This window comes from Vannielia litorea, from assembly GCF_019801175.1.
In the GTDB taxonomy this organism is placed as follows: domain Bacteria; phylum Pseudomonadota; class Alphaproteobacteria; order Rhodobacterales; family Rhodobacteraceae; genus Vannielia; species Vannielia litorea_B.
Genome location: NZ_JAHVJR010000003.1, coordinates 401,156 through 420,989, shown reverse-complemented (window position 1 = coordinate 420,989; position 19,834 = coordinate 401,156). Strand labels below are relative to the sequence as shown.

Sequence of the window (19,834 nt, the reverse complement as noted above, 5' to 3'; positions counted from 1 at the left end):
ATCCACACATGGCCGGGCCATTCGTAGCTCCCCTACCCCGCCGCCTCCCGCTCCAGCGCCGGGTAGCGCCACCCCATGAACACGCCGCGCGCCGCAAAGCTCACCAGCAGCGCCGCCCAGACCCCATGGTTGCCCATCAGCGGGATCAGCACGGCAACCGCCGCGCCATAGCAGAGCAGCGCGAGGAACATCAGGTTGCGCATGTCGCGGCTCCGGGTCGCGCCGATGTAGATGCCATCGAGCATCCATGCCGCCGCGCCCACGAACGGCGCCAGCACCATCCACCCCAAATGCGCCCGCGCTGCCTCCCGCACCCCCGGCGCGGTGGTCATCACATCAATGATCCACGGCCCCAGCGCCAAAAAGGCCAGCCCCAGCACCACGCCGGTTCCGCCACCCCATAGGCTCGTCATCACAGCCCCGCGACGCACCGCCACCGGGCTCCTGCGCCCATATGCCTGCCCGATGAAGACCTCCGCCGCAAAGGCAAAACCGTCGAGCGCGTAGGAGGTGATGTAGAGAAATTGCAGCAGGATCTGGTTGGCCGCCAGCTTCACGTCGCCAAAGCGGGCACCGAGAAAGAGGAAGGAGACGAAGATCACGTTCAGCATCAACGTCCGCAACAGGATGTTGGTGTTGACGGTGGCCATGTGGAGCAGCCGCACCCGGTCGAACACCAGCGCGCGGTCTTTCCAGTAACCGCCCGCAAAGGCATCGCGGCAGAGCCACAGGCCCAGCCCGGCGCCGGACCATTCGGCGATGAAAGTCGCCAGCGCCACCCCTTCCACGCCCCAGCCGAAGCCCAGCACGAAAAGGAAGTCGAGCGCGATGTTGGTGAGATTCATCCAAAGCTGGATCACCAGCACACCGCGCGTGCGCTCCTTGGCAATGAGCCAGCCGGTCAGGCCATAAACCGCAATCGCGCCGGGCGCCGACCAGACCCGGATGGCCATGTAACTCCGCGCGGCCTCCTCCACTTCCGGGCTGGCAGGCGAGAGCGCAAAGCCGCCCGCGAAGAGCGGATATTGAAGCAAGATCAGCAGCGCCCCGCCCGCCGCCGCGATGAGCAGCGCGCGCACCAGCAGGGCCGCAACCTCCGCCGCATCGCCCGCCCCTTCGGCCTGGCTCGTCAGCCCCACCGTGCCCATTCTCAGAAAGCCGAAGGCCCAGTAGATCGCCGTCAGGATGATTGCCCCGATCCCCACCGCGCCAATCGGCACCGGGTCGCCCAACTGCCCGACCACGCCGGTATCCACCGCGCCGAGGATCGGCACCGTGGCGTTGGAGATCACGATCGGAACCGCGATATGCAGAATACGCCGGTGAGTGACGGGCTTGCCCGCCGCAGCCGCCTCAGCCGCCGCTTGGGTCGTCATCTTGCTTTGGCTGCGGCATCAGAAAATGGCCGGTGGCTTGAGCAAAGGGGCGGTTCACGTTGTCCTGCCACGCCTCGACGTGAACAGAGGCATATCGCCGACCGGAACGGTTGACCCTTGCGCGGGCATAGGCATCGCGCGGCAGGCCCGCGCGCAGGTAATCGACCGAAAAGTCGATGGTCTTCGGCAGGCGCGGTCGGCCCTCGGCGGCAAAGCGTTCGGGGTCAAACGGCCCGCCCTCGATCTGGCCCCAAAGCTCCTGCCAAGCCAGCTGCACCACCGCTGCCACTTCCAAAAAGCCCGCCGTCGCCCCACCGTGGAGCGCGGGCAGCATCGGGTTGCCGATCAGCTTTTGGTCGTAGGGCAGCACGGCGGTCAGCTCGTCGCCCCTCCGGTCAAACCGGATACCGAGGAACTGCACAAAGTTGATGCCGCCCACCAGCGCGTTCAGCGCCATGTCTCGCCGCTCCTTGATCACCTGCACGGGTTCCGGCGTCTTCATTGGCCCAGCTCCTTCTGACGGGTCGCCAGCGCCTGCATCGCCGCCTGCATCTCCTCAGGCGTGCGCGGGGCGCGCATGTGGCCATAGGTAAATGCCCCCGCCGCCGTGGCGACCGGCTTGCTCTCATCCTCGTCCCACGCGGTCGTGCGCACGAACACCACCGTGCGGGTGATATGGTAGCACTCCGCCGAGGCCCGCACCCGCTGGCCCGGCGTGGCGGCGCGCATGTAGTCGATCCGCAGGTCGAGCGTGGCCGTGCCCAGCCCCTTGGGCAGCGTCATCACCGCCGTGCCGCTGGTGGTATCCATTAGCGCCGAGATCGCGCCCCCGTGCAGCACCTCGCCATCGCCCGCCAATGCCTCCGCATAGGGCATCGAAATGCTCACCCGCCCCTCCGAAACCTCGTCGGCCCGCATCCCGAGCGCCTTCGAATAGGGCAAGGCGTCAATGAATGACTGCACCCAGTCCACGCTGAAATCGCTCATCGGGGTCCTTCCTATCCTTCTGGTCAGCCCACTATCCTTCTGCGCCGGGCCGCCCGCAACCCTGCGCGATTGATAAGCGCCTGCCTCTGATTTAGGCTAGGCCCGAGTTGGGGAAGTCAAGCCGGGGAGCCATCGCCCATGGCCGAAGACAAGGCCGAGCAGCGGCTGAGTTTCAAGGAAATGTGCGCGCGTTTCGACGTGACGCCTCGCACGCTGCGTTATTACGAGTACATCGAACTTCTCGATCCCGAGAAGAAGGGTCGGTCGCGCTTTTACGGCCCGCGCGAGATTGCGCGGATGACCCTCATCCTGCGCGGCCGCCGGTTCGGCTTCTCGCTGGAGAACATCCGCCAGTGGCTTGAGATGTACGAAAGCGACGGCAGCCGCCCCCAGCTCGAGATCTGGATCGAGCGCGCAGACCTGCAGTTGGCCGAGCTGGAGAAACAGCGCGCCGAGCTCGACTCGACCATCGCGGAACTGCGCCAATTGCGCGACGACACCGAAGCCTCGCTCTCCTGAAAGGCGAGTGAGCGACCTCTCGCCGGACCCCGAAATAATTATCACGATAAATAGTTTTTAAAGCGCTTTGGGTGGCCCCCAAAGCGGTTTGGCAGCGAGAAAAGTTGCGCATGACCCCGGGTAAGCTTTCCGAATATTTTACCCAACGGAAAATGACGTAGCGTTCCAACTGCGTCAGCGCACGCGATGCTTGTATGGTCCGGCGCAACTTATCATGTCCCCCGCACGTTCAAGAAAAGACACACTTGGGCAGCCATTCGGAGGGCAAGAAATGATGGAGAAATATTTGACCATCCGCGAGATGTGTGACGCGTTCAACGTGACGGCACGCACCCTGCGGTTCTACGAGGCCAAGGAGCTTCTGTTCCCGGTGCGCGAAGGCCAGAAACGGCTCTTCACAAAGCGCGATCAGGCACGACTGACGCTCATCCTGCGCGGCAAACGGTTCGGGTTCTCGCTCGAAGACATACGCCAGCTGCTTGACCTCTACGACATGGAAAACGGCGAGCACCGGCAGCTTGAGGCCTCGGTGCAGATGGCCGAGCAGCGCGTGGAAGAGATGGAAGAGCAGCGCGCAGAGCTCGCAACCGCCATCACAGAGCTGAAAGCCCAGATCGACTGGGGCAAGGGCACGCTCGCCGACAACGGAATGAAACAAGCGGCCGAATAATCCGGCCGGCAACGGGAGGAAACAGATGCCCACGTACACCGCGCCCACCAAGGACATGCAATTCATTCTGCACGATGTCCTCAAGGTCTCGCAGTCCGATATTCCCGGCTACAGCGAACTTGAAGCCGATTTCACCGGCGCGGTGCTGGAGGAGGCGGGCAAGCTCGCCTCCGAGGTTCTGGCTCCCCTCAACCCCGTGGGCGACCAGCAGGGCTGCAAGCTCGAAAACGGAGTTGTCCGCACCCCCGAGGGCTTCAAGGCAGCCTTCGACCAGATGAAAGAGGGCGGCTGGACCGGCCTCGACCTGCCCGAGGAATTCGGCGGCCAGAACATGCCCTACCTGATGGGCACCGCCGTGGGCGAGATGTTCTCTGCCTCCAACCAGTCGTTCACCATGTACCAGGGCCTCACTCACGGAGCCGCCTCGGCGATCCTCGCGCATGGTACCGACGACCAGAAGGCCAAGTGGCTGCCCAAGATGGTGAGCTGCGAGTGGACTGGCACGATGAACCTCACCGAGCCCCACTGCGGCACCGACCTCGGCCTGCTGCGCACCAAAGCCGAGCCACAAGGCGACGGCAGCTACAAGATTTCCGGCCAGAAGATCTTCATCTCCGCCGGTGAGCACGACATGGCCGACAACATCGTCCACCTCGTGCTGGCCAAAATCCCCGGCGGCCCCGAGGGCGTAAAGGGCATCTCGCTCTTCATCGTCCCCAAGTTCCTCGTCGATGACGAGGGCAACATGGGCGCGCGCAACGGCGTCAGCTGCGGCAAGCTCGAAGAGAAGATGGGCATCCACGGCAACGCCACCTGCGTGATGAACTACGACGAGGCGGAGGGCTACCTGCTCGGCACCGAGCACAAGGGTATGCGCGCCATGTTCACCATGATGAACGAAGCCCGCCTCGGCGTCGGCATGCAAGGCCTCGCCCAGGCCGCCATCGCCTACGAGAACAGCCTCGCTTACGCCAAGGACCGCCTGCAGGGCCGCGACGTGACCGGCGTGAAAAACCCCGATGGCCCCGCCGATCCGCTGATCGTCCACCCCGACATCCGCCGCAACCTGATGGACCAGAAGAGCTTCGTCGAAGGCGGCCGGGCCTTCCTGATGTGGGGGGCGCAACTCATCGACAAGTCGCACCGTTCGGGTGACGACGAGGCCGAAGGGCTGATCTCGCTGCTGACGCCCGTGCTCAAAGGCTTCCTGACCGATCAGGGCTTCGACATGGCGGTGCAGGCACAGCAGGTCTACGGCGGCCACGGCTACATCGAAGAGTGGGGCATGTCGCAATACGTTCGCGACGCCCGGATCACCCAGATCTACGAAGGCGCAAATGGCGTTCAGGCGCTCGATCTCGTCGGCCGTAAGCTGGCGCAGGACGGCGGCAAGCACGTCATGGGCTTCTTCGAACTGGTGAAGGGCTTCCTCAAGGAGAACGAGGGTAACGAAGAGCTGAAAAAAGGCTTCCTCGACCCGCTAAAGCAGGCCTCCAAGGATCTTCAGGCCGCCGGCATGTTCTTCATGCAGAACGGCATGAAGAACCCCAACGCGGCGCTCGCCGGCAGCTACGACTTCATGCACCTCTTCGGTCACACCTGCCTCGGGCTGGTCTGGTCGATGATGGCCAAGGCTTCGCTTGAGGCGCTCGAGTCGGGCACCTCCGACCCGGACTTCCACAAGACCAAGCTGGCCACCGGGCGCTACTACATGGCCCGCCGCCTGCCCGCGACCGCGATGCACCTCAAGCGTATCGAAAGCGGCGCCGAGCCGGTGATGGACCTCGCGGCTGAGGCCTTCTAGGCTGGGATCAACGGGCGGGGGCCTCACCCCGCCCACCCCAACCCTGAAGGATGGCAATGGCCCACAAGCTCCGCCTGACCCGCAAACACCAGATTACCCTCACCGAGACGGCCCACCGCAATCTCAAGCGGTTCTGCGATGAAACCGGCCTTTCCGCCGATCACGCCCTGACCTTTCTGTTCGAGAACGCCAGCTCGGTGCTGCACGAAGAAACGCTGCCGCACCGCCTCCGCGCCTTCAAGGCGGAGCTGGCCGCGCAGGAAATCTGATGCGCCGCGCGCTTGCCCTCTGGCTGGCGCTCTCCCCGGTCGCCGCCGCCGCGCAGGCGATCACCGACACCCCGCGTATGCTCGAGGCGGCCGCAGGACTCTCCGGCTACGCAGACCTCCAGCCAGAGCGCTTCGGCACTCCGGCGGCCCCACATCCCAACGAAATGGGCGCTGTCCTCCTCCTGCGCATGTTCCGCAACACCTGCCTCGCCTCCGAGGCCGGCGCCCCTGTTGAGGATGTCCTGCCGCCCGGCTTTGCCGCTTACGACTCAGGCCCCTACCTCTTCGGCACGCCCGACAGGTCCACCGGCACCACCTATCTCTCCGCCACCGGCGACGTGGTCCGCGACGAAGAAGAAGGGCACCCCTCCATCTCCCTCAGTGGAAGCTGCCGGGTGGAGTGGCGCCTCCCTGCCCCGATAGGCGAGGAACCCGCGAGCAGGCTGCGCTACATCCTCGCGGATCACTTCCCCTACGTTTTCGCCCTCATCCGCGCCTCGCGCCCCGAAGTCACGAGCCCGCCCGGCATCAGCACCTTCATCGAATGGGATCGCCCCTGCGGCGGCCAGTGGTGCCCGACCTCGCTGATCTTCGACCCGAAATCCGGCCTGATCATCTTCACAACCCGGCTCAACCGCAGCCCGCGGCCCTGACCGGGCCAAAACAACGTGACGTCGCCCTTGCCGCGCACGTCAACTCGTGGCGTGATGCGGCCCAAGCGGAGGAGCGCGGCGCGGGTTGGCATGAAACCACCCTGCCCATTTTCTTGCTCTAAATATCTCCGGGGGTGTGGGGGCTGGCCCCCACTTCAACCGCAGCCAAGGGAGCCGACACATGACACTCAAACTCCATTGCTTCGGAGAATCCGGCAACGCCTACAAGGCGGCCTTGGCGCTCGAATTGGCGGGCCTCGAGTGGGAGCCGGTCTATGTCGATTTCTTCAACGGCGAATCCCGCAGCCCCGAGTTTCGTGCGCTCAACGAGATGGGCGAGGTGCCCGTGCTGGTCGATGGCGACGAGACCATCACTCAGTCCGGCGCGATCCTGTTCCACATCGCCGAGAAAACCGGCAAGTTCCTCGATGCCCCCCGCGCTGAAATTCTCCGCTGGATCCTCTGGGACTGCCAGAAAGGCTCCGGCCAGCAAGGCCCGCTGCGCTTTCTGATGAACTTCCTGCCCGAAGAGAAGCGCCCGCAGGAGGCCATCGCCTTCGTCTCCGGCCGCACTCAGGCCGCGCTGAAAACCCTTGAGGCGCACCTGACGGGCCGCGACTGGGTCGCAGGCGACGCGCTCACCATCGCCGACCTCGCCTGCTGCGGCTACCTCTTCTACCCCGAACCCTTCGGCTTCTCCCGCGCCGACTTCCCCGCCATCGACGCCTGGCTCACCCGCATCAGCGAAACGCCCGGCTGGAAACACCCCTACGACCTGATGCCCGGCTCGCCCGCGGATCGTGCCTGAACCGATGACGCCGACCATCACCCTCCTTGAGCGCGATCTTGCGCAGGCCCCGCCGGACTACGGCCCGTTTCGCCGCCATGACGCGATCACGGTGCTGGCCGATAGCGCGGTCAACCTGATGCAGCACGGCGGCTTCGGGCTGACCGACCTGCCAGAGCCGCTGCGGCTGGCGGTGGTGTTCTCCGGCTTCTACGAGGCCGCGCTCGGGTCCTTCGACACGCCCAGCGCCTTCGGCCATGCGCCGGACGGGCTGGATGCTGCCATTGCCGACATCGCCCTCGTTGCCATCGCGACGGGGTGGGATGCGCTGAACGCTGAGTTGGTGGCAAGCCGCGAGGCGCTGGCCACCGTTCCAGCAGATATGCTGGAGGCCCATCTGACCTGGGGCCATCAGAGCCAGGAAGAGCACGAGCGCCTGCTCACCCTGCTGGTCACCAACTACCAGCCAGTGGTCGAGGCTGACGTGGCCGAGGGCTACCCGATGCGCCGCGCCGCCGCCCGCTGGTTCTTGACCCAGCTCGACCCCGCAACCTGCAACGACACGACCGCCCTTCCGCCCCTGCCTGGCACCATCGAGGCCGCCCGCAAGCGGATCGGCGCAACCCACTCTGTTCCGACCCAAATTCAATGGCGCGCGTCCATAAACGCCTGGCGCCGAAAATGGAGACCGCAATGACCGAAGCCTATATCTACGACGCCGTTCGCACTCCGCGTGGCAAGGGCCGCAAGGACGGCTCGCTGCACGAAGTCACCGCCATGACCCTCTCCGCTGGCGTGCTGAACGCCATCAAGGAGCGCAACGGCCTTGAGGGTCACGCAGTGGAAGACGTGATCTGGGGCAACGCGACCCAGGTGAAAGAGCAAGGCGGCTGCCTTGCCCGTACCGCCGTTCTGGCCTCCGATCTCGACGAGCGCATCCCCGGCCTCTCGATCAACCGCTTCTGCGCCTCCGGCCTCGAGGCCGTGAACCTCGCCGCGAACCAGGTGAAGGGCGGCGCAGGCGCGGGCTATATCGCCGGTGGTGTCGAGTGCATGAGCCGCGTGCCGATGGGCTCCGACGGCGCCGCCGTGGCCGTCGATCCCTCCGTCGCGATGAAGCACTATTTCGTCCCGCAGGGTATTTCTGCCGATATCATCGCCACCGAATACGGCTTCACCCGCGATCAGGCCGATGCGCTGGCCGTCGAGAGCCAGGACCGCGCCGCTGCCGCATGGGAGGCCGAGCGCTTCTCCAAGTCCATCGTGCCGGTAACCGATCAGAACGGCCTCACCATCCTTGACCGTGATGAATACATGCGCCCCGGCACCGACATGCAGGCGCTCGGTGCGCTCAACCCGTCCTTCAAGGACATGGGCGAGGTCATGCCCGGCTTCGACAAGATCGCGCTGATGAAGTACCCGCACCTCGAGCGGATCAATCACATCCACCACGCGGGCAACAGTTCCGGCATCGTCGATGGCTCGGCGGGCGTGCTGATCGGCTCCAAAGAGTTCGGCGAGGCTCACGGGCTGAAAGCCCGCGCCCGCATCCGCGCCACCGCCAAGATCGGCACCGACCCGACCATCATGCTCACCGGCCCCGTGCCCGTGACCGAGAAGATCATGGCCGACAACGGCATGAGCGTGTCCGACATCGACCTCTTCGAGGTCAACGAGGCCTTCGCCTCCGTGGTGCTCCGCTTCATGCAGGCCTTCGATGTCGACCCGGCCCTCGTCAACCCCAACGGCGGCTCCATCGCCATGGGCCACCCGCTGGGCGCCACCGGCGCGATCATCCTCGGCACCCTGCTCGATGAGCTGGAGCGGCAAGATAAAGAGCTCGGCCTCGCCACCCTCTGCGTCGCCTCCGGCATGGGCGCCGCCACCATCATTGAGCGCGTCTGAGGCCGACCCTTGGACGCCTCCGGCAACATAGGCAGCGACGAAGAGGCCCGCGCCATCAGCCAGCATCTGCTGGACGTGACCGGCGCGGCCTACCGCGATCGCGACTACGCGGCTTTCGCGCCCCACTTCGTCGTGCCCGGCGATGTGCACAGCTTCGGCGGGCTGCGGCTGGTGAAGGATCTGGCCGACCTGCACGATCTCTTCACCGAGGTCATGGCCTACTTCGACCAAATCGGCCTGACCTCGCTGGAGCGCGACTGCATCGCCGCCGAGTTCGACGGGCCTGACAGGGTCAAGGCCACTCACGTCACCCGAATGATGTGCGGCAGCAGCCTGCTCTCCAGCCCCTTCCCGGCCTTCTCTTTGCTGCGCCGGATCGAGGGCCGCTGGATGATCGCCTCCAGCCAATACGCCACGGATGACGAGCGCCTCGCCAAGGCCCTCACGCGCAGCTGGGAGGAGCGGCCATGCCGGTGATCCCGCACGACAGCGTCCGCCGCGACCACGGCACCCCCGAGGCTATCGCCAGCCACGGTGCCTATGAGGCGCGGCTCTATTCCGATACTGGCGGCCTCACCCAGTTCGGCGCCTTCGTCGAAGAGTTGCAGCCCGGCTCCCGCTCATCGAACCGCCATTGGCACGAAGAGCAGGACGAGTTCCTGTGGATGCTCACCGGCGAGGCCACGCTGCACGAGAACCGCGGCAGCAGCACGCTACGCCCCGGCGACGCGGTGGCCTGGCCCAAGGGCGTCGCCAACGCCCATTGCATCGAAAACGCGAGCAATACGCCCTGCAGCTACCTGATCGTCGGCAAACGCGGCGGAGATGACGTGGTCCATTACCCTGATCACGGCGAGAAAAAGCTGATCCCCGCAGCGGGCGACCGGCAGATGCTGCCTGACGATGCCGCGGCCCCCGCCGAGCTGCCCAGCGCCCTGCTCGACCCTTCCGCCGCGCCGGTGAAAACCGGCTCGATCTACCCCGAGCCCTACAACGCCATGGTCGGCGGCCGCTCCTCGCTGCGGCTCGGCCAGCACGGCGGGCTCACCCAGTTCGGCGCCAACCTCGTCAACCTCCAGCCCGGCGCGCTCGCCTCGCTGCGGCACTGGCACGAGAACGAGGACGAGTTCCTGATCGTGACCGAGGGCCACTTCGTGCTGGTCGACGACCACGGCACGCATCCGATGGCGCCCGGCGATGTGGCCACCTTCCCAGCGGGCGAGGCCAACGGCCACCACATGACCAACCGGAGCGACGCCCCCGCGACGTTCCTCGTGATCGGCACCAAGGCCCCCTCAGAGGTGGCCCACTACACCGATCACGACTTCCGCATCGAAATCGAAGGCGGCGAGATCCGCTTCACCTACAGAGACGGCAGCCCGTGGGACGGGCCCCGCTGAGCCGAAAGGGAGAGAACCCATGACCCAATTCACCAAGAGCATAGACGCCGACGGCGTGGCCACCCTCACTTGGGACACGCCCGGCAAATCCATGAACGTGATGAACATGGAGGGCTTTCAGGAGCTCGACGCGCTGATCGACGATGTGCTGGCCGATGACGCCGTGAAAGGCGTGATCCTCACCTCCGGCAAAGAGGGCAGCTTTGCCGGCGGCATGGACCTGAACATCATCGCCAAGATGAAGGAGAGCGCCGGCGACAACCCTGCCAAGGGCCTCTTCGACGGCATCATGGCCACCCACAAGATCCTGCGCAAACTCGAGCGCGGCGGGATGGACGACAAGAACAAGGGCGGCAAGCCCATCGTCGCCGCCCTCCCCGGCACCGCGCTCGGCATCGGCCTCGAGATCCCGCTCGCCTGCCACTACATCATCGCCGCCGACAACCCGAAGGCCAAGATCGGCCTGCCCGAGATCATGGTCGGCATCTTCCCCGGTATGGGCGGCACCACCCGCCTGTCGTGGAAGCTGGGCGCGATGGGCGCCTCGCCCCTGCTGCTGGAGGGAAAGCTGAACGATCCGAAGAAGGCCAAATCGGCCGGCGTAGTCGATGAGGTCGTCGCCCCCGAAGAGCTTCTGACCCGCGCCAAGGAGTGGGTGCTCTCCGAGCCCAAGATCGTGAAGCCTTGGGACGAAAAGGGCTACAAGATCCCCGGCGGCACCCCCTACCACCCCGCAGGCTTCATGACCTTCGTCGGCGCCTCCGCCATGGTCAACGGCAACACCAAGGGCGTCTACCCGGCTGCCAAGGCGCTGCTGTCGTCGGTCTATGAAGGCATGCAGGTGCCCTTCGACACCGCCCTCAAGATCGAGGCCCGCTGGTTCACCAATGTCCTGATGAACCCCTCCTCCTCCGCCATGATCCGCTCGCTCTTCATCAACAAGGAAGCCTTGGAGAAAGGCGCCAACCGGCCCGACGTGGCCGATGAGAAGGTCAGCAAGGTCGGCGTCATCGGCGCGGGAATGATGGGCGCGGGCATCGCGCTGGTCTCGGCGCAGGCAGGCATCGAGGTGGTCCTGATCGACCAGAAGCAGGAGGCCGCCGACAAGGGCAAGGCCTACTCCGAGAGCTATCTCGACAAGGGCATCGCCCGCAAAAAGACCACGCTCGAGAAGAAGGAAGAGGTGCTGGCCCGGATCACCGCCACCACCGACTACGCCGCGCTCAAAGGCTGTGACCTGATCGTCGAGGCGGTGTTCGAAGACGTGGGCATCAAAGCCGCCGTCACCAAGGAGGTGCTCGCGGCCGTCGGCCCCGATTGCATCTTCGCCACAAACACCTCCACCCTGCCGATCACCGAGCTGGCCAAAGCCTCGGACAACCCCGAGCAGTTCATCGGCATTCACTTCTTCTCGCCGGTCGAAAAGATGATGCTGGTGGAGATCATCAAGGGCCAGCAAACCGGCAGCCGCGCCGTCGCCAAGGCGCTCGACTACGTCCGCCAGATCCGCAAAACGCCGATCGTCGTGAACGATGCCCGCTTCTTCTACGCCAACCGCTGCATCATCCCCTACATCAACGAGGGCATCCGCATGGTGAAGGAGGGCGTGGAACCTGCGCTGGTGGAGAACGCTGCCAAGCTGGTCGGCATGCCGCTCGGCCCGCTCCAACTGGTCGATGAAACCTCCATCGACCTCGGGGTAAAGATCGCCAAGGCCACCAAGGCCGCGATGGGCGATGCCTACCCTGATGGCGCGGTCGACGAGGTGCTGTTCTGGATGGCCGACGAGAGCCGCCTCGGCCGCAAGTCGAACGCGGGCTTCTACAGCTACGACGACAAGCGCAAGCGCGGCCTGCTCTGGGAGGGGCTTGAAGCCAAGTACCCTGTCGCAGACGAGCAGCCAGACCTCAGCGAGGTGCAGCACCGCCTGCTCTTCGCCCAAGTGCTCGAGGCCGTCCGCGCGCTGGAAGAGGGCGTGCTGGAAGACATCCGCGAGGGCGACGTGGGCGCCATTCTCGGCTGGGGCTTCGCCCCGTGGTCCGGCGGCCCGTTCAGCTGGCTCGATATCCTCGGCGCCGAACGTGCCGTGGAACTCACCGAGGCCCTCACCGCCGCCCACGGCGACCGCTTCGCCACCCCGGCCCTGCTGCGCGAGATCGCAGCCTCCGGCGGCACCTTCTACGACCGTTTCGGCACCGGTGCAGACGCAAAGGCCGCCTAAGATCTGGTGGGGGCCAACCCACCGAACCGAACCATAAAAAAAACCCCGGCGGACTTCTGTCTCGCCGGGGTTTTCCGTTCAGAGGCCCATACCCTGGAGGTGGGATGGAAACGCCAGTCGGGGCGGGCCTTGTCTGTCGCGTTCTGTCGGGAGCAAGGCGCGCCCCCGACGTGGCGTGGTCAGTGGCGCGCCGCTTCCGGCCCGCCGTTGTCTCAATCCGTCAGGCGGCCAGCCGCCCGGCCCGTGCCGCCGCGGCGGGCACACCGCGGGCAGCCTGCTCGGCCACCATGCAGCTCGCCAGCAAACGGGCGTCATCGAGTGACAGCACCTGATAGGCGCTGCTCGCCGTGCCGTTGAACTCTTCGCTCAGCAGGGCCGCCATGCCAATCGGCTCGCCGGCCGCGCCGGTCGGGCAGAAGATCAGCGCCGAGCCTTCCACGAAGATCACTTGATCCTCGTCGAAGCTGATCGAGACCACCTCGATCTCGGTCGCCGGGCAAACGCGCTCCACGCCGGGCATGTCGATGAGGGCCATCGCCGGGATGAGGGCGAAGGGGTCGTCATACATGTCTTCGGCGGCATCACTCTCGATCACCACGGTCTCTTCGGGCATCAGCACCAGATCGCGGCGGTTGCCAACCAGCCCCGCGGGCACCCGGATCGGCCACATCGCACGCGGGCACTCGGCCTCGCCGTTCCACAGGCGTGCGCGGCTCAGCCCGGTGATCCGCTGCATGCCGCCATCGAAAGTCATCACCTCGTCGCCCAGCATCAGGGCCTCGACCGGGCGCCAGCCCATTGAGGTCGCCACCAGCGTGCCCGCCACGATCCCGTGGCCCGCGCCGCGCGCATCGCGGCGTCGGTCGCCTGCGGGCCGCACGCCAGCGATACTCAGATCATTCGTTTTCCATCCCATGAACATTTTGCACCATCCCCTCATTGCGGAACCAAATCGGCAGCTGCGGCTCCGGTAGCAGCAAAGACAGTCAGAGTGATTCCCTAGCCCTCATTCAGTCCGTAAACGGGCCAGAATGCGGCAGTGTTTCGGCACGGGCGACAATTCGGCAGGCGTCTAAAAATTGAATCGGATGCACGAGGCAATTTACCAAAACCCGGTCAATCGCCCTCGAACCGGTAGCCGAAACGGGCAATGTCGCGGGCGGCGATGCGGGCCACATCGGCCTTGCTTTGTTTACTAAAAACGCCGCGCCAGTCCGCCTCGCGGGCGCTCCGGTTCACATGCGGCAGCGGCGTGAGAGCAAGCCCAAGATGCGCCTCAAGCGGGGCGATATCCTGCTCCAGATGTTCCAGCCGGATGAACAATTGGCAGTGCTCCGCGCCGGAAGGCAGGCGCACATAGCTGCCATAATCTGCCGCGCTCAGGCTGGCCTGCGTGTGCCGGTGCGCCACGAATTCGTTAAATCCCAGTTGCTGCGCGAGGGTCACGGCGGGGTGGTCAAAGCTTTGCGCCCGGAGCCAGTAATAATAGCTCACCATCCGGGCCCAAGGGTTGCGGACGAGGGTGAACACGAAGAGCCGTTGCATCTCCTCTTCTTCCACAAGCCCCGGCAAATCTACGAGCCGCGAGTGCTTCCAAAGCCGCCCTGCCGTCTGCACATCTTTCACACGCCGCCGCCGCTTCAGCGCCTTCGGCGTGTCGCCCAGCATCACATCATCCGCCATTGCCCGCGCCTCCAGCGCCAGCGCCATCGAGGTGCCCCCGGTCTTGGGAATGTGGATGAAGAGGTAGCCGCGCCCGCGTGAGAGGATCATGGCGCGACACTATCTCCGCCCCCCGGCCCCGGCAATTTCTTGATCCCTGCCGCGCGGCGATTATTCTGGGCCGACGCGACAGGGAGGGAGCGCACGATGGGCTGGATGAGAGATGAGAGCGGCTTGCAGAAACGCCGCGCCAACCACGCGCCGCTAACCCCACTCAGCCATCTTGCCCGCGCGGTCAAACTCTTCCCCGAGCGGGAGGCGGTGGTCTACGGCTCGACCCGCCACACCTACGCCCAGTATCACGCCCGCGTCTCCCGCCTCGCCTCCGCGCTGGAGGCGCGCGGCATCCGCCCTGGCGAGGTCGTATCCTCCCTCCTGCTCAACACCCTGCCCCATGTCGAGGCCCACTTCGGCGTGCCCGCCTGCGGCGCCGTGCTCAACGCCATCAACGTCCGGCTCGATGTGGGCACAGTCGCCTATATCTTCGAGCACGCCGAAACCCGGCTGATCCTCTGCGATACAGCCTTCGTGCCCCTAGCCGAAGAGGCGCTGGGCGTCATGGAAGGCGAGCGCCCCGTGCTCATCGAGGTGCCCGACGCCGAGGCCGGGCTGGAGGCCACCGGCCGCCACACCACCTATGAGGAGCTTCTGGCCGAGGGCCGCGAAGATTACCCCTGGATCATGCCAGAGGACGAGTGGGAGAGCCTGACGCTCAACTACACCTCCGGCACCACCGGCCGCCCCAAGGGAGTGGTCTACCACCATCGCGGCGCCTACCTCAGCACGCTGGGCCAAGTGATCTCGTGGCGCATGGTGATGGAGCCGCGCTACCTCGTGATCGTCCCGCTCTTTCACTGCAACAACTGGTGCCACACCTGGATGATCCCTGCGCTCGGCGGCACGGTCGTCTGCTGCCGCGATGTCACCGCCAAGAACATCTACAACGCCATCGCCGACGAGGGCGTCACCCACTTCGGCGGCGCCCCCATCGTGCTCGGCCTGCTGGTGAACGCGCCCGAGTCCGAGCGCCGCAGCTTCGACCACACCGTCGAGGTCTTCACCGCCGGCGCCCCGCCCCCCGCCGCCATTCTCGCCGCCGTCGAGCCGCTGGGCTTCAACGTGACCCAGGTCTACGGATTGACAGAAACCTACGGCCCCATAACCGAATGCCTCTGGGATGGGGGTAAGTGGGACGCGCTGGAGCAAAAGGACCGCGCCGCCATCAAGGCCCGCACCGGCGTCGCCATGCCCACCGCCGAGGAGGTGACGGTGATGGACGAGTTCATCAGCCAGACCCCGATGGATGCCGAAACGCCCGGCGAGATCGTGATGCGCGGCAACATGGTGATGAAGGGCTATTACAAGAACCCCGAAGCCAGCGAAGAGGCCTTCCGCGGCGGCTACTTCCACAGCGAAGACATCGCCATCCAGCACCCCGACGGCTACATCCAGATCACCGACCGCGCGAAAGACATAATCATCTCCGGCGGCGAGAACGTGAGTTCGGTCGAGGTCGAGGGCGTGCTGATGCACCACCCGGCGGTGAACCTCTGCGCCGTTGTCGCCAAACCCGACGAGAAATGGGGCGAAGTCCCCTGCGCCTACGTCGAGCTGAAGCCGGGGTCGGAGGCGACCGAGGAAGAGCTGATCGCCCACTGCCGGGAGTCGCTGGCGGGGTTCAAGACGCCCAAGCATGTGGTGTTCCACGAACTGCCGAAGACACCGACGGGGAAGATTCAGAAGTTTGAGTTGCGGAAGCACGCGAAAGAGTGGTCGGAGGGTTGAGCTAGCATTAGCCCTTTTCTACCATAGTTTCATTGTAACGAATCAATTCTTCGATGAGGAACGGGAACGTCACTTCCACTACGCGCTGACATTTAATAATAATGGATCGGTGCCTGTCGCCTTTTGCACCGTTAATCAGATTCATCCAATGTGTCGGGAAGTATCGAGCCAACATACCTAAGATAAACGAAATCTTGAAGGTAAAACAAATTTGCGAGACTCCCCCCCAAAGTGGCTCAACGAGAAATAGGTTCGGAACTGGAAAAGGCAAATCTACCAGAGAATTTAGAAGCTGGACCGGTGATTTCGCAAAAATATCTGAGGAACATGATAGCTTCTCTGAGCCGACATCCGAGTTTCGAGTATATCCTAGCTCTTCATATGCCAGAAAAACTGAACTGGACTTCTTATTGCCCTTCTTAATGAGCAATCCACTATCTTGGCTGTACGAAATATTATTCACCATCTCAAATCGCGACTCAATCCCCGAAGTGGTTAGCTCTTCCTTTAAATCTGGCATCCTCGACACGAGGCTCTCGAGACTCACGCACTGTCCACTTTGTGGCACTTCATAAGAAACAGACCAATCGACAGCGCTTGAATTTGTGTGAAGGCAGTTTTGATTATTAGTATGCTTGGCCAAATCCAAATAAAGACCATCACACGTCTCCACCGAAAGTGCATTCAGCCCTTCAAGTGCAGTCGCTAGGTTTCCATTGAGCTTGTTCCGCCAACCAACCTGCCTGAGCCCATGCCCCGTTTGCAGTGAACTCTCGCCCTCGTGCTTTCCAATCAAAAGAACGCACGCGCGGGAAAGACTGGACACGCCGTAGAAAGTCAAAAGCGGCCGCACCGATAGGTCGGATCGACTTGCTTGCACAAAATACTCTCTGGCCTGTTTTGCAGCTGCGGTGATCTCTAGACGACGACGTGTATTGAGCGAACGTTTGTGAAGTCGCTCATACGAAGTTCCCACTGCATCTTGGCTTTCTAGCCACGACAGCTTGCTCCAAACCGAAGCATCCAGCATTTCGATGCGTCCTCGGTCAGCCTAATTGCATTTCAATCCACCCGCCGCACCTGCAACTGGTTCCCCGACCCACGCCGGGTTTCCAGTACCGGGATCTTGCCCACAAGGTCGGAGAACTTGCGGAATCCATAGGTTCGCACGTCAAAATCGGGGTTGGCCGTCGTCACCTGCTGGCCCAGCGGCCCCAGCGCGTACCAGTCGTCCTCGGTCTCCAGCGCGTCCATCGCGCGGAAGATCATGTCGCGGGCCTCGTTCAGCTTGTCGCCGCCCTTGGCCGATTGCTTTTGCTGCGGCGCGCCTTCGAGGTTTTCCAGAAAGATGAACCGCTTGCAGGCCTTCCGGAAGGCTTCGGGCGTCTTCTGCGCCCCGATGCCGAACACGTCGTAGCCCTGTTCGCGGATACGCGAGGCCAACCGGGTAAAGTCGCTATCGGACGAGACCAGAATGAACCCATCAAACCGGCCCGTATGCAGCAGGTCCATCGCGTCGATCACCAGCGCGATATCGCTCGCGTTCTTGCCCACGGTATTCGCCGGCTGGTGATGCGGCACGAGACCGAATTCAGCCTGCACCTTTGCCCAGCCGTTCATCTGGTTGGAAGAAAAGTCGCCATAGACCCTGCGCACCGAGGCCTCGCCCATGCCCGCAATCTCGTCAAAGATCGCCTTGGCCCATTTGGGAGAGGTGTTGTCGGCGTCGATCAGGACGGCGAGGAGAGGTGTGTTGTTCTTGTTATCCATGGGCCAATACCTAGGGCTTCGCCGCCCGCTTTGAAAGCGCCTCCGCGAGATAGTCCCAAACCACCCGGATGCGGCGCGAGGAGTGCAACTCGGAATGCGCCACCAGCCAGACCGGGATGGTCATGAAGGTGTAATCGGGCAACACCGGCTCAATCCCCTCGCCCAATTGCACCTCCTCGCGCGCCATGATGCCGATCCCCATGCCCTGCCGCACCAGCTCCCAATAAGCGAGCCCGTTGTCAGCCACCACGCGTACCCTTTCGCGCGGCACCTCAATACCCTTGCCCGCAAGATACTCCAGCATCGTCTCCGCACTCGCGTGCCCCACCCAATCGTGCTTTCCAAGCGCCGCAACGCTCTCCGGGCGCCCGGCCCGCTCAAGGTAGGCAGTGGCCGCATAGAACTTCGCCGCCTGCTCCGCGACAAGCCGGGCCACCAGTTCCGGCTCGGTGGGGCGCACATGGCGCAGGGCGATATCGGCCTCGCGCCGGGTCAGGTCCGACAGGCTGTTGGAAGAGATCAACTCGATCTCCAGCTCCGGCGCAGTACGCGCCAACCTGGCGATGATCGGCGGCAGGGTGCGCGCCGCCACCATATCGGAGGCCGAGATCACCACGCGCCCCTTCAGCCCCTGCGCCTGCCCGGCGGCCACCATCGCCACGTGGCCCGCGCTTTCCTCCATGCTGCGCAGATGCGGCAGCAGTTCCCGCCCCGCCTGCGTGAGCTGCAAGCTGCGCCCCGCCCGCTCGAATAGCGTGACCCCAAGCGCCTCCTCCAGCCCGCTCACCTGCCGCCCCAGCGTCGGCTGGGTCTGCCCCAGCTTGCGCGCGGCGGCCGAGAGCGAGCCCTCCTCGGCAGCCGCCAGAAAGGCGCGCGCCTGGTTCCAGTCGAAGGAGGCAGCAGGGGGTTTCATGCACATATGCATAGAACAAATGCGAAATCAGGCAATTCTTATGTGATCCGCGTTTGGCTACATCTGCGCCAACAGATCAAACCCGCAGATCAATTCCACGGAGCCCGCCATGACCGACGCAAAATTCTGGAACAAGGTCGCCCCCCGTTACGCCGCCCGCCCGATCTCGGACGAGGCCGCCTATGCCACCACGCTGGAGCGCACCGCCAGCTACCTCGCCGCCGATGCGTCTGTGCTGGAGGCTGGCGCAGGCACCGGCACCACCGCCCGCCGCCTCGCGCCCCACGCGGGCCGGATCGTAGCCACCGACATCGCCGATGCTCTGCTGGAGATCGCCCGCAGCCGGATCGACGCCGATGGCCTGACCAACATCACGCTGGAGCAAACCGGGGTCGACACCCTGCCCAAAGGCCCGTTCGACGCCGCCATCGCCTTCAATCTCCTGCATCTGGTGCCCGATCCCGCCGCCGCCGTCGCCGCCCTCGCCGCCCGCGTCAAACCGGGCGGCTACGTGATCACCAAGACCACCGCGCTCAGCCGCATGTGGTATCTGCGCCCGCTGATCGGCGCGATGCGGCTGTTCCGGCAGGCGCCCAAGGTTCGCTTCTTCAAGGTTGCGGAAATCGACGCGCTGCACGAGGCCGCCGGGCTGACGATCGTCGAAACCGGCAACTACCCGGCCAATCCGCCAGCGCGTTTCGTGGTGGCGCGAAAGGGTTAGTCTTCGCCCGCCAGCTCATCGAGCAGCCGCGTCAGCAGCAGCGCCCCGCCCGCGATCACCAGCGAGCGCCCCAGCGACACCGAGATGTTGCCGGGCGCGATCTTGTGCACCCCGTCGCGCGAGCGGCGGGCCATCCGGCGGAACAGGCTCTTCGACGGTTTCGCGCCCAGCGGCACCGGGTCGGGGATTTCCAGCGCGCGCGGCTTGGCCCGCCACAGCAGCGCGCCCCCCGCCACCAGCCCGCAGGCCACGGCCACCGGCACAAGGCGGCTCTGGGCTTCTTCGCTGGGCAAAAGATCGGTCGGGAAGCTGGGTTTGGTGTTCATCGGCAG

At 64.7% G+C, this 19,834-nt stretch carries 22 protein-coding genes; 13 read left to right on the top strand and 9 right to left on the bottom strand.

Annotated features, from left to right (window positions below; genetic code table 11):
* Positions 1–32: 32 nt before the first annotated feature.
* Genes KUV38_RS20500 through KUV38_RS20490 form a run of 3 tightly spaced genes read right to left on the bottom strand, consistent with a single transcriptional unit; the run spans position 33 to position 2,363 of the window.
* Positions 33–1,376: an MATE family efflux transporter gene (locus KUV38_RS20500; RefSeq protein WP_222472070.1), complete on the bottom strand. Its 1,344-nt coding sequence runs from the start codon at positions 1,374–1,376 to the stop codon at positions 33–35.
* On the bottom strand, positions 1,354–1,878 hold the full coding sequence (locus KUV38_RS20495; protein WP_222472069.1) for a PaaI family thioesterase: 525 nt from the start codon (positions 1,876–1,878) through the stop codon (positions 1,354–1,356). The genes KUV38_RS20500 and KUV38_RS20495 overlap by 23 nt, the downstream gene beginning before the upstream one ends.
* Positions 1,875–2,363, bottom strand: coding sequence for a PaaI family thioesterase (locus tag KUV38_RS20490; protein ID WP_222472068.1), 489 nt, complete (start codon positions 2,361–2,363; stop codon positions 1,875–1,877). Before KUV38_RS20490 ends, KUV38_RS20495 begins: the two co-directional genes overlap by 4 nt.
* Positions 2,364–2,501: 138 nt before the next feature.
* Here KUV38_RS20490 and KUV38_RS20485 point away from each other — a divergent pair, with 138 nt between their 5' ends.
* The 11 genes from KUV38_RS20485 to KUV38_RS20435 all read left to right on the top strand — a co-directional run bounded on the left by KUV38_RS20485 (position 2,502) and on the right by KUV38_RS20435 (position 12,591).
* The gene (locus tag KUV38_RS20485; RefSeq protein ID WP_222472067.1) at positions 2,502–2,882 is read left to right on the top strand and encodes a MerR family transcriptional regulator; all 381 of its coding nucleotides are present in this window, start codon (positions 2,502–2,504) and stop codon (positions 2,880–2,882) included.
* Between the two features lie 271 nt (positions 2,883–3,153).
* On the top strand, positions 3,154–3,552 hold the full coding sequence (locus tag KUV38_RS20480) for a MerR family transcriptional regulator (protein WP_222472066.1): 399 nt from the start codon (positions 3,154–3,156) through the stop codon (positions 3,550–3,552).
* Between the two features lie 25 nt (positions 3,553–3,577).
* The gene (locus KUV38_RS20475) at positions 3,578–5,356 is read left to right on the top strand and encodes an acyl-CoA dehydrogenase C-terminal domain-containing protein (RefSeq protein WP_222472065.1); all 1,779 of its coding nucleotides are present in this window, start codon (positions 3,578–3,580) and stop codon (positions 5,354–5,356) included.
* 56 nt (positions 5,357–5,412) lie between these two features.
* Positions 5,413–5,625 carry a hypothetical protein gene (locus tag KUV38_RS20470; protein ID WP_222472064.1) on the top strand — a complete coding sequence of 71 codons (213 nt, stop codon included), beginning with the start codon at positions 5,413–5,415 and terminating at the stop codon, positions 5,623–5,625.
* Entirely contained in the window at positions 5,625–6,278 is a 654-nt protein-coding gene (locus KUV38_RS20465; protein ID WP_222472063.1) for a hypothetical protein, read from the top strand. Before KUV38_RS20470 ends, KUV38_RS20465 begins: the two co-directional genes overlap by 1 nt.
* A gap of 181 nt (positions 6,279–6,459) precedes the next feature.
* Positions 6,460–7,086: a glutathione S-transferase family protein gene (locus tag KUV38_RS20460; protein ID WP_222472062.1), complete on the top strand. Its 627-nt coding sequence runs from the start codon at positions 6,460–6,462 to the stop codon at positions 7,084–7,086.
* Positions 7,087–7,090: 4 nt separating this feature from the next.
* A complete protein-coding gene (locus tag KUV38_RS20455; RefSeq protein ID WP_222472061.1) occupies positions 7,091–7,762 on the top strand; it encodes a hypothetical protein in 672 nt (223 codons plus the stop codon).
* Positions 7,759–8,970: an acetyl-CoA C-acetyltransferase gene (locus KUV38_RS20450; protein ID WP_222472060.1), complete on the top strand. Its 1,212-nt coding sequence runs from the start codon at positions 7,759–7,761 to the stop codon at positions 8,968–8,970. Before KUV38_RS20455 ends, KUV38_RS20450 begins: the two co-directional genes overlap by 4 nt.
* Positions 8,971–8,979: 9 nt before the next feature.
* Entirely contained in the window at positions 8,980–9,447 is a 468-nt protein-coding gene (locus KUV38_RS20445; RefSeq protein ID WP_222472059.1) for a hypothetical protein, read from the top strand.
* Positions 9,438–10,370 (top strand): cupin domain-containing protein, encoded by a 933-nt coding sequence (locus KUV38_RS21140; protein ID WP_222472058.1) that lies wholly within the window; start codon positions 9,438–9,440, stop codon positions 10,368–10,370. Before KUV38_RS20445 ends, KUV38_RS21140 begins: the two co-directional genes overlap by 10 nt.
* Before the next feature lie 19 nt (positions 10,371–10,389).
* Positions 10,390–12,591 carry a 3-hydroxyacyl-CoA dehydrogenase NAD-binding domain-containing protein gene (locus KUV38_RS20435; RefSeq protein WP_222472057.1) on the top strand — a complete coding sequence of 734 codons (2,202 nt, stop codon included), beginning with the start codon at positions 10,390–10,392 and terminating at the stop codon, positions 12,589–12,591.
* 220 nt (positions 12,592–12,811) lie between these two features.
* Here KUV38_RS20435 and KUV38_RS20430 read toward each other — a convergent pair whose 3' ends face one another.
* The gene (locus KUV38_RS20430) at positions 12,812–13,507 is read right to left on the bottom strand and encodes a Hint domain-containing protein (RefSeq protein ID WP_222472056.1); all 696 of its coding nucleotides are present in this window, start codon (positions 13,505–13,507) and stop codon (positions 12,812–12,814) included.
* A gap of 200 nt (positions 13,508–13,707) precedes the next feature.
* Positions 13,708–14,364 (bottom strand): sulfotransferase family 2 domain-containing protein, encoded by a 657-nt coding sequence (locus KUV38_RS20425; protein WP_222472055.1) that lies wholly within the window; start codon positions 14,362–14,364, stop codon positions 13,708–13,710.
* 96 nt (positions 14,365–14,460) lie between these two features.
* Between KUV38_RS20425 and KUV38_RS20420 the strand changes: the two genes are divergently transcribed.
* The gene (locus KUV38_RS20420; RefSeq protein ID WP_222472054.1) at positions 14,461–16,098 is read left to right on the top strand and encodes an AMP-binding protein; all 1,638 of its coding nucleotides are present in this window, start codon (positions 14,461–14,463) and stop codon (positions 16,096–16,098) included.
* A 7-nt stretch (positions 16,099–16,105) separates the two neighbouring features.
* On the opposite strand, the gene KUV38_RS20415 is transcribed toward KUV38_RS20420, so the two are convergent.
* The 3 genes from KUV38_RS20415 to KUV38_RS20405 are packed head-to-tail and all read right to left on the bottom strand — an operon-like array spanning position 16,106 to position 18,781.
* On the bottom strand, positions 16,106–17,128 hold the full coding sequence (locus KUV38_RS20415; RefSeq protein WP_222472053.1) for a YaaC family protein: 1,023 nt from the start codon (positions 17,126–17,128) through the stop codon (positions 16,106–16,108).
* 32 nt (positions 17,129–17,160) lie between these two features.
* Positions 17,161–17,868: an NYN domain-containing protein gene (locus KUV38_RS20410; RefSeq protein ID WP_222472052.1), complete on the bottom strand. Its 708-nt coding sequence runs from the start codon at positions 17,866–17,868 to the stop codon at positions 17,161–17,163.
* Between the two features lie 10 nt (positions 17,869–17,878).
* Positions 17,879–18,781 carry a LysR family transcriptional regulator gene (locus KUV38_RS20405; RefSeq protein WP_222472051.1) on the bottom strand — a complete coding sequence of 301 codons (903 nt, stop codon included), beginning with the start codon at positions 18,779–18,781 and terminating at the stop codon, positions 17,879–17,881.
* A gap of 109 nt (positions 18,782–18,890) precedes the next feature.
* Between KUV38_RS20405 and KUV38_RS20400 the strand changes: the two genes are divergently transcribed.
* The gene (locus KUV38_RS20400) at positions 18,891–19,502 is read left to right on the top strand and encodes a class I SAM-dependent methyltransferase (RefSeq protein WP_222472050.1); all 612 of its coding nucleotides are present in this window, start codon (positions 18,891–18,893) and stop codon (positions 19,500–19,502) included.
* Here KUV38_RS20400 and KUV38_RS20395 read toward each other — a convergent pair.
* Positions 19,499–19,828, bottom strand: coding sequence for a hypothetical protein (locus KUV38_RS20395; RefSeq protein ID WP_222472049.1), 330 nt, complete (start codon positions 19,826–19,828; stop codon positions 19,499–19,501). The genes KUV38_RS20400 and KUV38_RS20395 overlap by 4 nt on opposite strands.
* Positions 19,829–19,834 lie beyond the last annotated feature (6 nt).

What these genes read in the sequence shown, in the direction of transcription:
- KUV38_RS20500 (WP_222472070.1), bottom strand. Translation starts at nt 1,376, where the DNA reads ATGACGACCCAAGCGGCGGCTGAGGCGGCTGCGGCGGGCAAGCCCGTC.
- KUV38_RS20495 (WP_222472069.1), bottom strand. Translation starts at nt 1,878, where the DNA reads ATGAAGACGCCGGAACCCGTGCAGGTGATCAAGGAGCGGCGAGACATG.
- KUV38_RS20490 (WP_222472068.1), bottom strand. Translation starts at nt 2,363, where the DNA reads ATGAGCGATTTCAGCGTGGACTGGGTGCAGTCATTCATTGACGCCTTG.
- KUV38_RS20485 (WP_222472067.1), top strand. Translation starts at nt 2,502, where the DNA reads ATGGCCGAAGACAAGGCCGAGCAGCGGCTGAGTTTCAAGGAAATGTGC.
- KUV38_RS20480 (WP_222472066.1), top strand. Translation starts at nt 3,154, where the DNA reads ATGATGGAGAAATATTTGACCATCCGCGAGATGTGTGACGCGTTCAAC.
- KUV38_RS20475 (WP_222472065.1), top strand. Translation starts at nt 3,578, where the DNA reads ATGCCCACGTACACCGCGCCCACCAAGGACATGCAATTCATTCTGCAC.
- KUV38_RS20470 (WP_222472064.1), top strand. Translation starts at nt 5,413, where the DNA reads ATGGCCCACAAGCTCCGCCTGACCCGCAAACACCAGATTACCCTCACC.
- KUV38_RS20465 (WP_222472063.1), top strand. Translation starts at nt 5,625, where the DNA reads ATGCGCCGCGCGCTTGCCCTCTGGCTGGCGCTCTCCCCGGTCGCCGCC.
- KUV38_RS20460 (WP_222472062.1), top strand. Translation starts at nt 6,460, where the DNA reads ATGACACTCAAACTCCATTGCTTCGGAGAATCCGGCAACGCCTACAAG.
- KUV38_RS20455 (WP_222472061.1), top strand. Translation starts at nt 7,091, where the DNA reads ATGACGCCGACCATCACCCTCCTTGAGCGCGATCTTGCGCAGGCCCCG.
- KUV38_RS20450 (WP_222472060.1), top strand. Translation starts at nt 7,759, where the DNA reads ATGACCGAAGCCTATATCTACGACGCCGTTCGCACTCCGCGTGGCAAG.
- KUV38_RS21140 (WP_222472058.1), top strand. Translation starts at nt 9,438, where the DNA reads ATGCCGGTGATCCCGCACGACAGCGTCCGCCGCGACCACGGCACCCCC.
- KUV38_RS20435 (WP_222472057.1), top strand. Translation starts at nt 10,390, where the DNA reads ATGACCCAATTCACCAAGAGCATAGACGCCGACGGCGTGGCCACCCTC.
- KUV38_RS20430 (WP_222472056.1), bottom strand. Translation starts at nt 13,507, where the DNA reads ATGGGATGGAAAACGAATGATCTGAGTATCGCTGGCGTGCGGCCCGCA.
- KUV38_RS20425 (WP_222472055.1), bottom strand. Translation starts at nt 14,364, where the DNA reads ATGATCCTCTCACGCGGGCGCGGCTACCTCTTCATCCACATTCCCAAG.
- KUV38_RS20420 (WP_222472054.1), top strand. Translation starts at nt 14,461, where the DNA reads ATGGGCTGGATGAGAGATGAGAGCGGCTTGCAGAAACGCCGCGCCAAC.
- KUV38_RS20415 (WP_222472053.1), bottom strand. Translation starts at nt 17,128, where the DNA reads ATGCTGGATGCTTCGGTTTGGAGCAAGCTGTCGTGGCTAGAAAGCCAA.
- KUV38_RS20410 (WP_222472052.1), bottom strand. Translation starts at nt 17,868, where the DNA reads ATGGATAACAAGAACAACACACCTCTCCTCGCCGTCCTGATCGACGCC.
- KUV38_RS20405 (WP_222472051.1), bottom strand. Translation starts at nt 18,781, where the DNA reads ATGAAACCCCCTGCTGCCTCCTTCGACTGGAACCAGGCGCGCGCCTTT.
- KUV38_RS20400 (WP_222472050.1), top strand. Translation starts at nt 18,891, where the DNA reads ATGACCGACGCAAAATTCTGGAACAAGGTCGCCCCCCGTTACGCCGCC.
- KUV38_RS20395 (WP_222472049.1), bottom strand. Translation starts at nt 19,828, where the DNA reads ATGAACACCAAACCCAGCTTCCCGACCGATCTTTTGCCCAGCGAAGAA.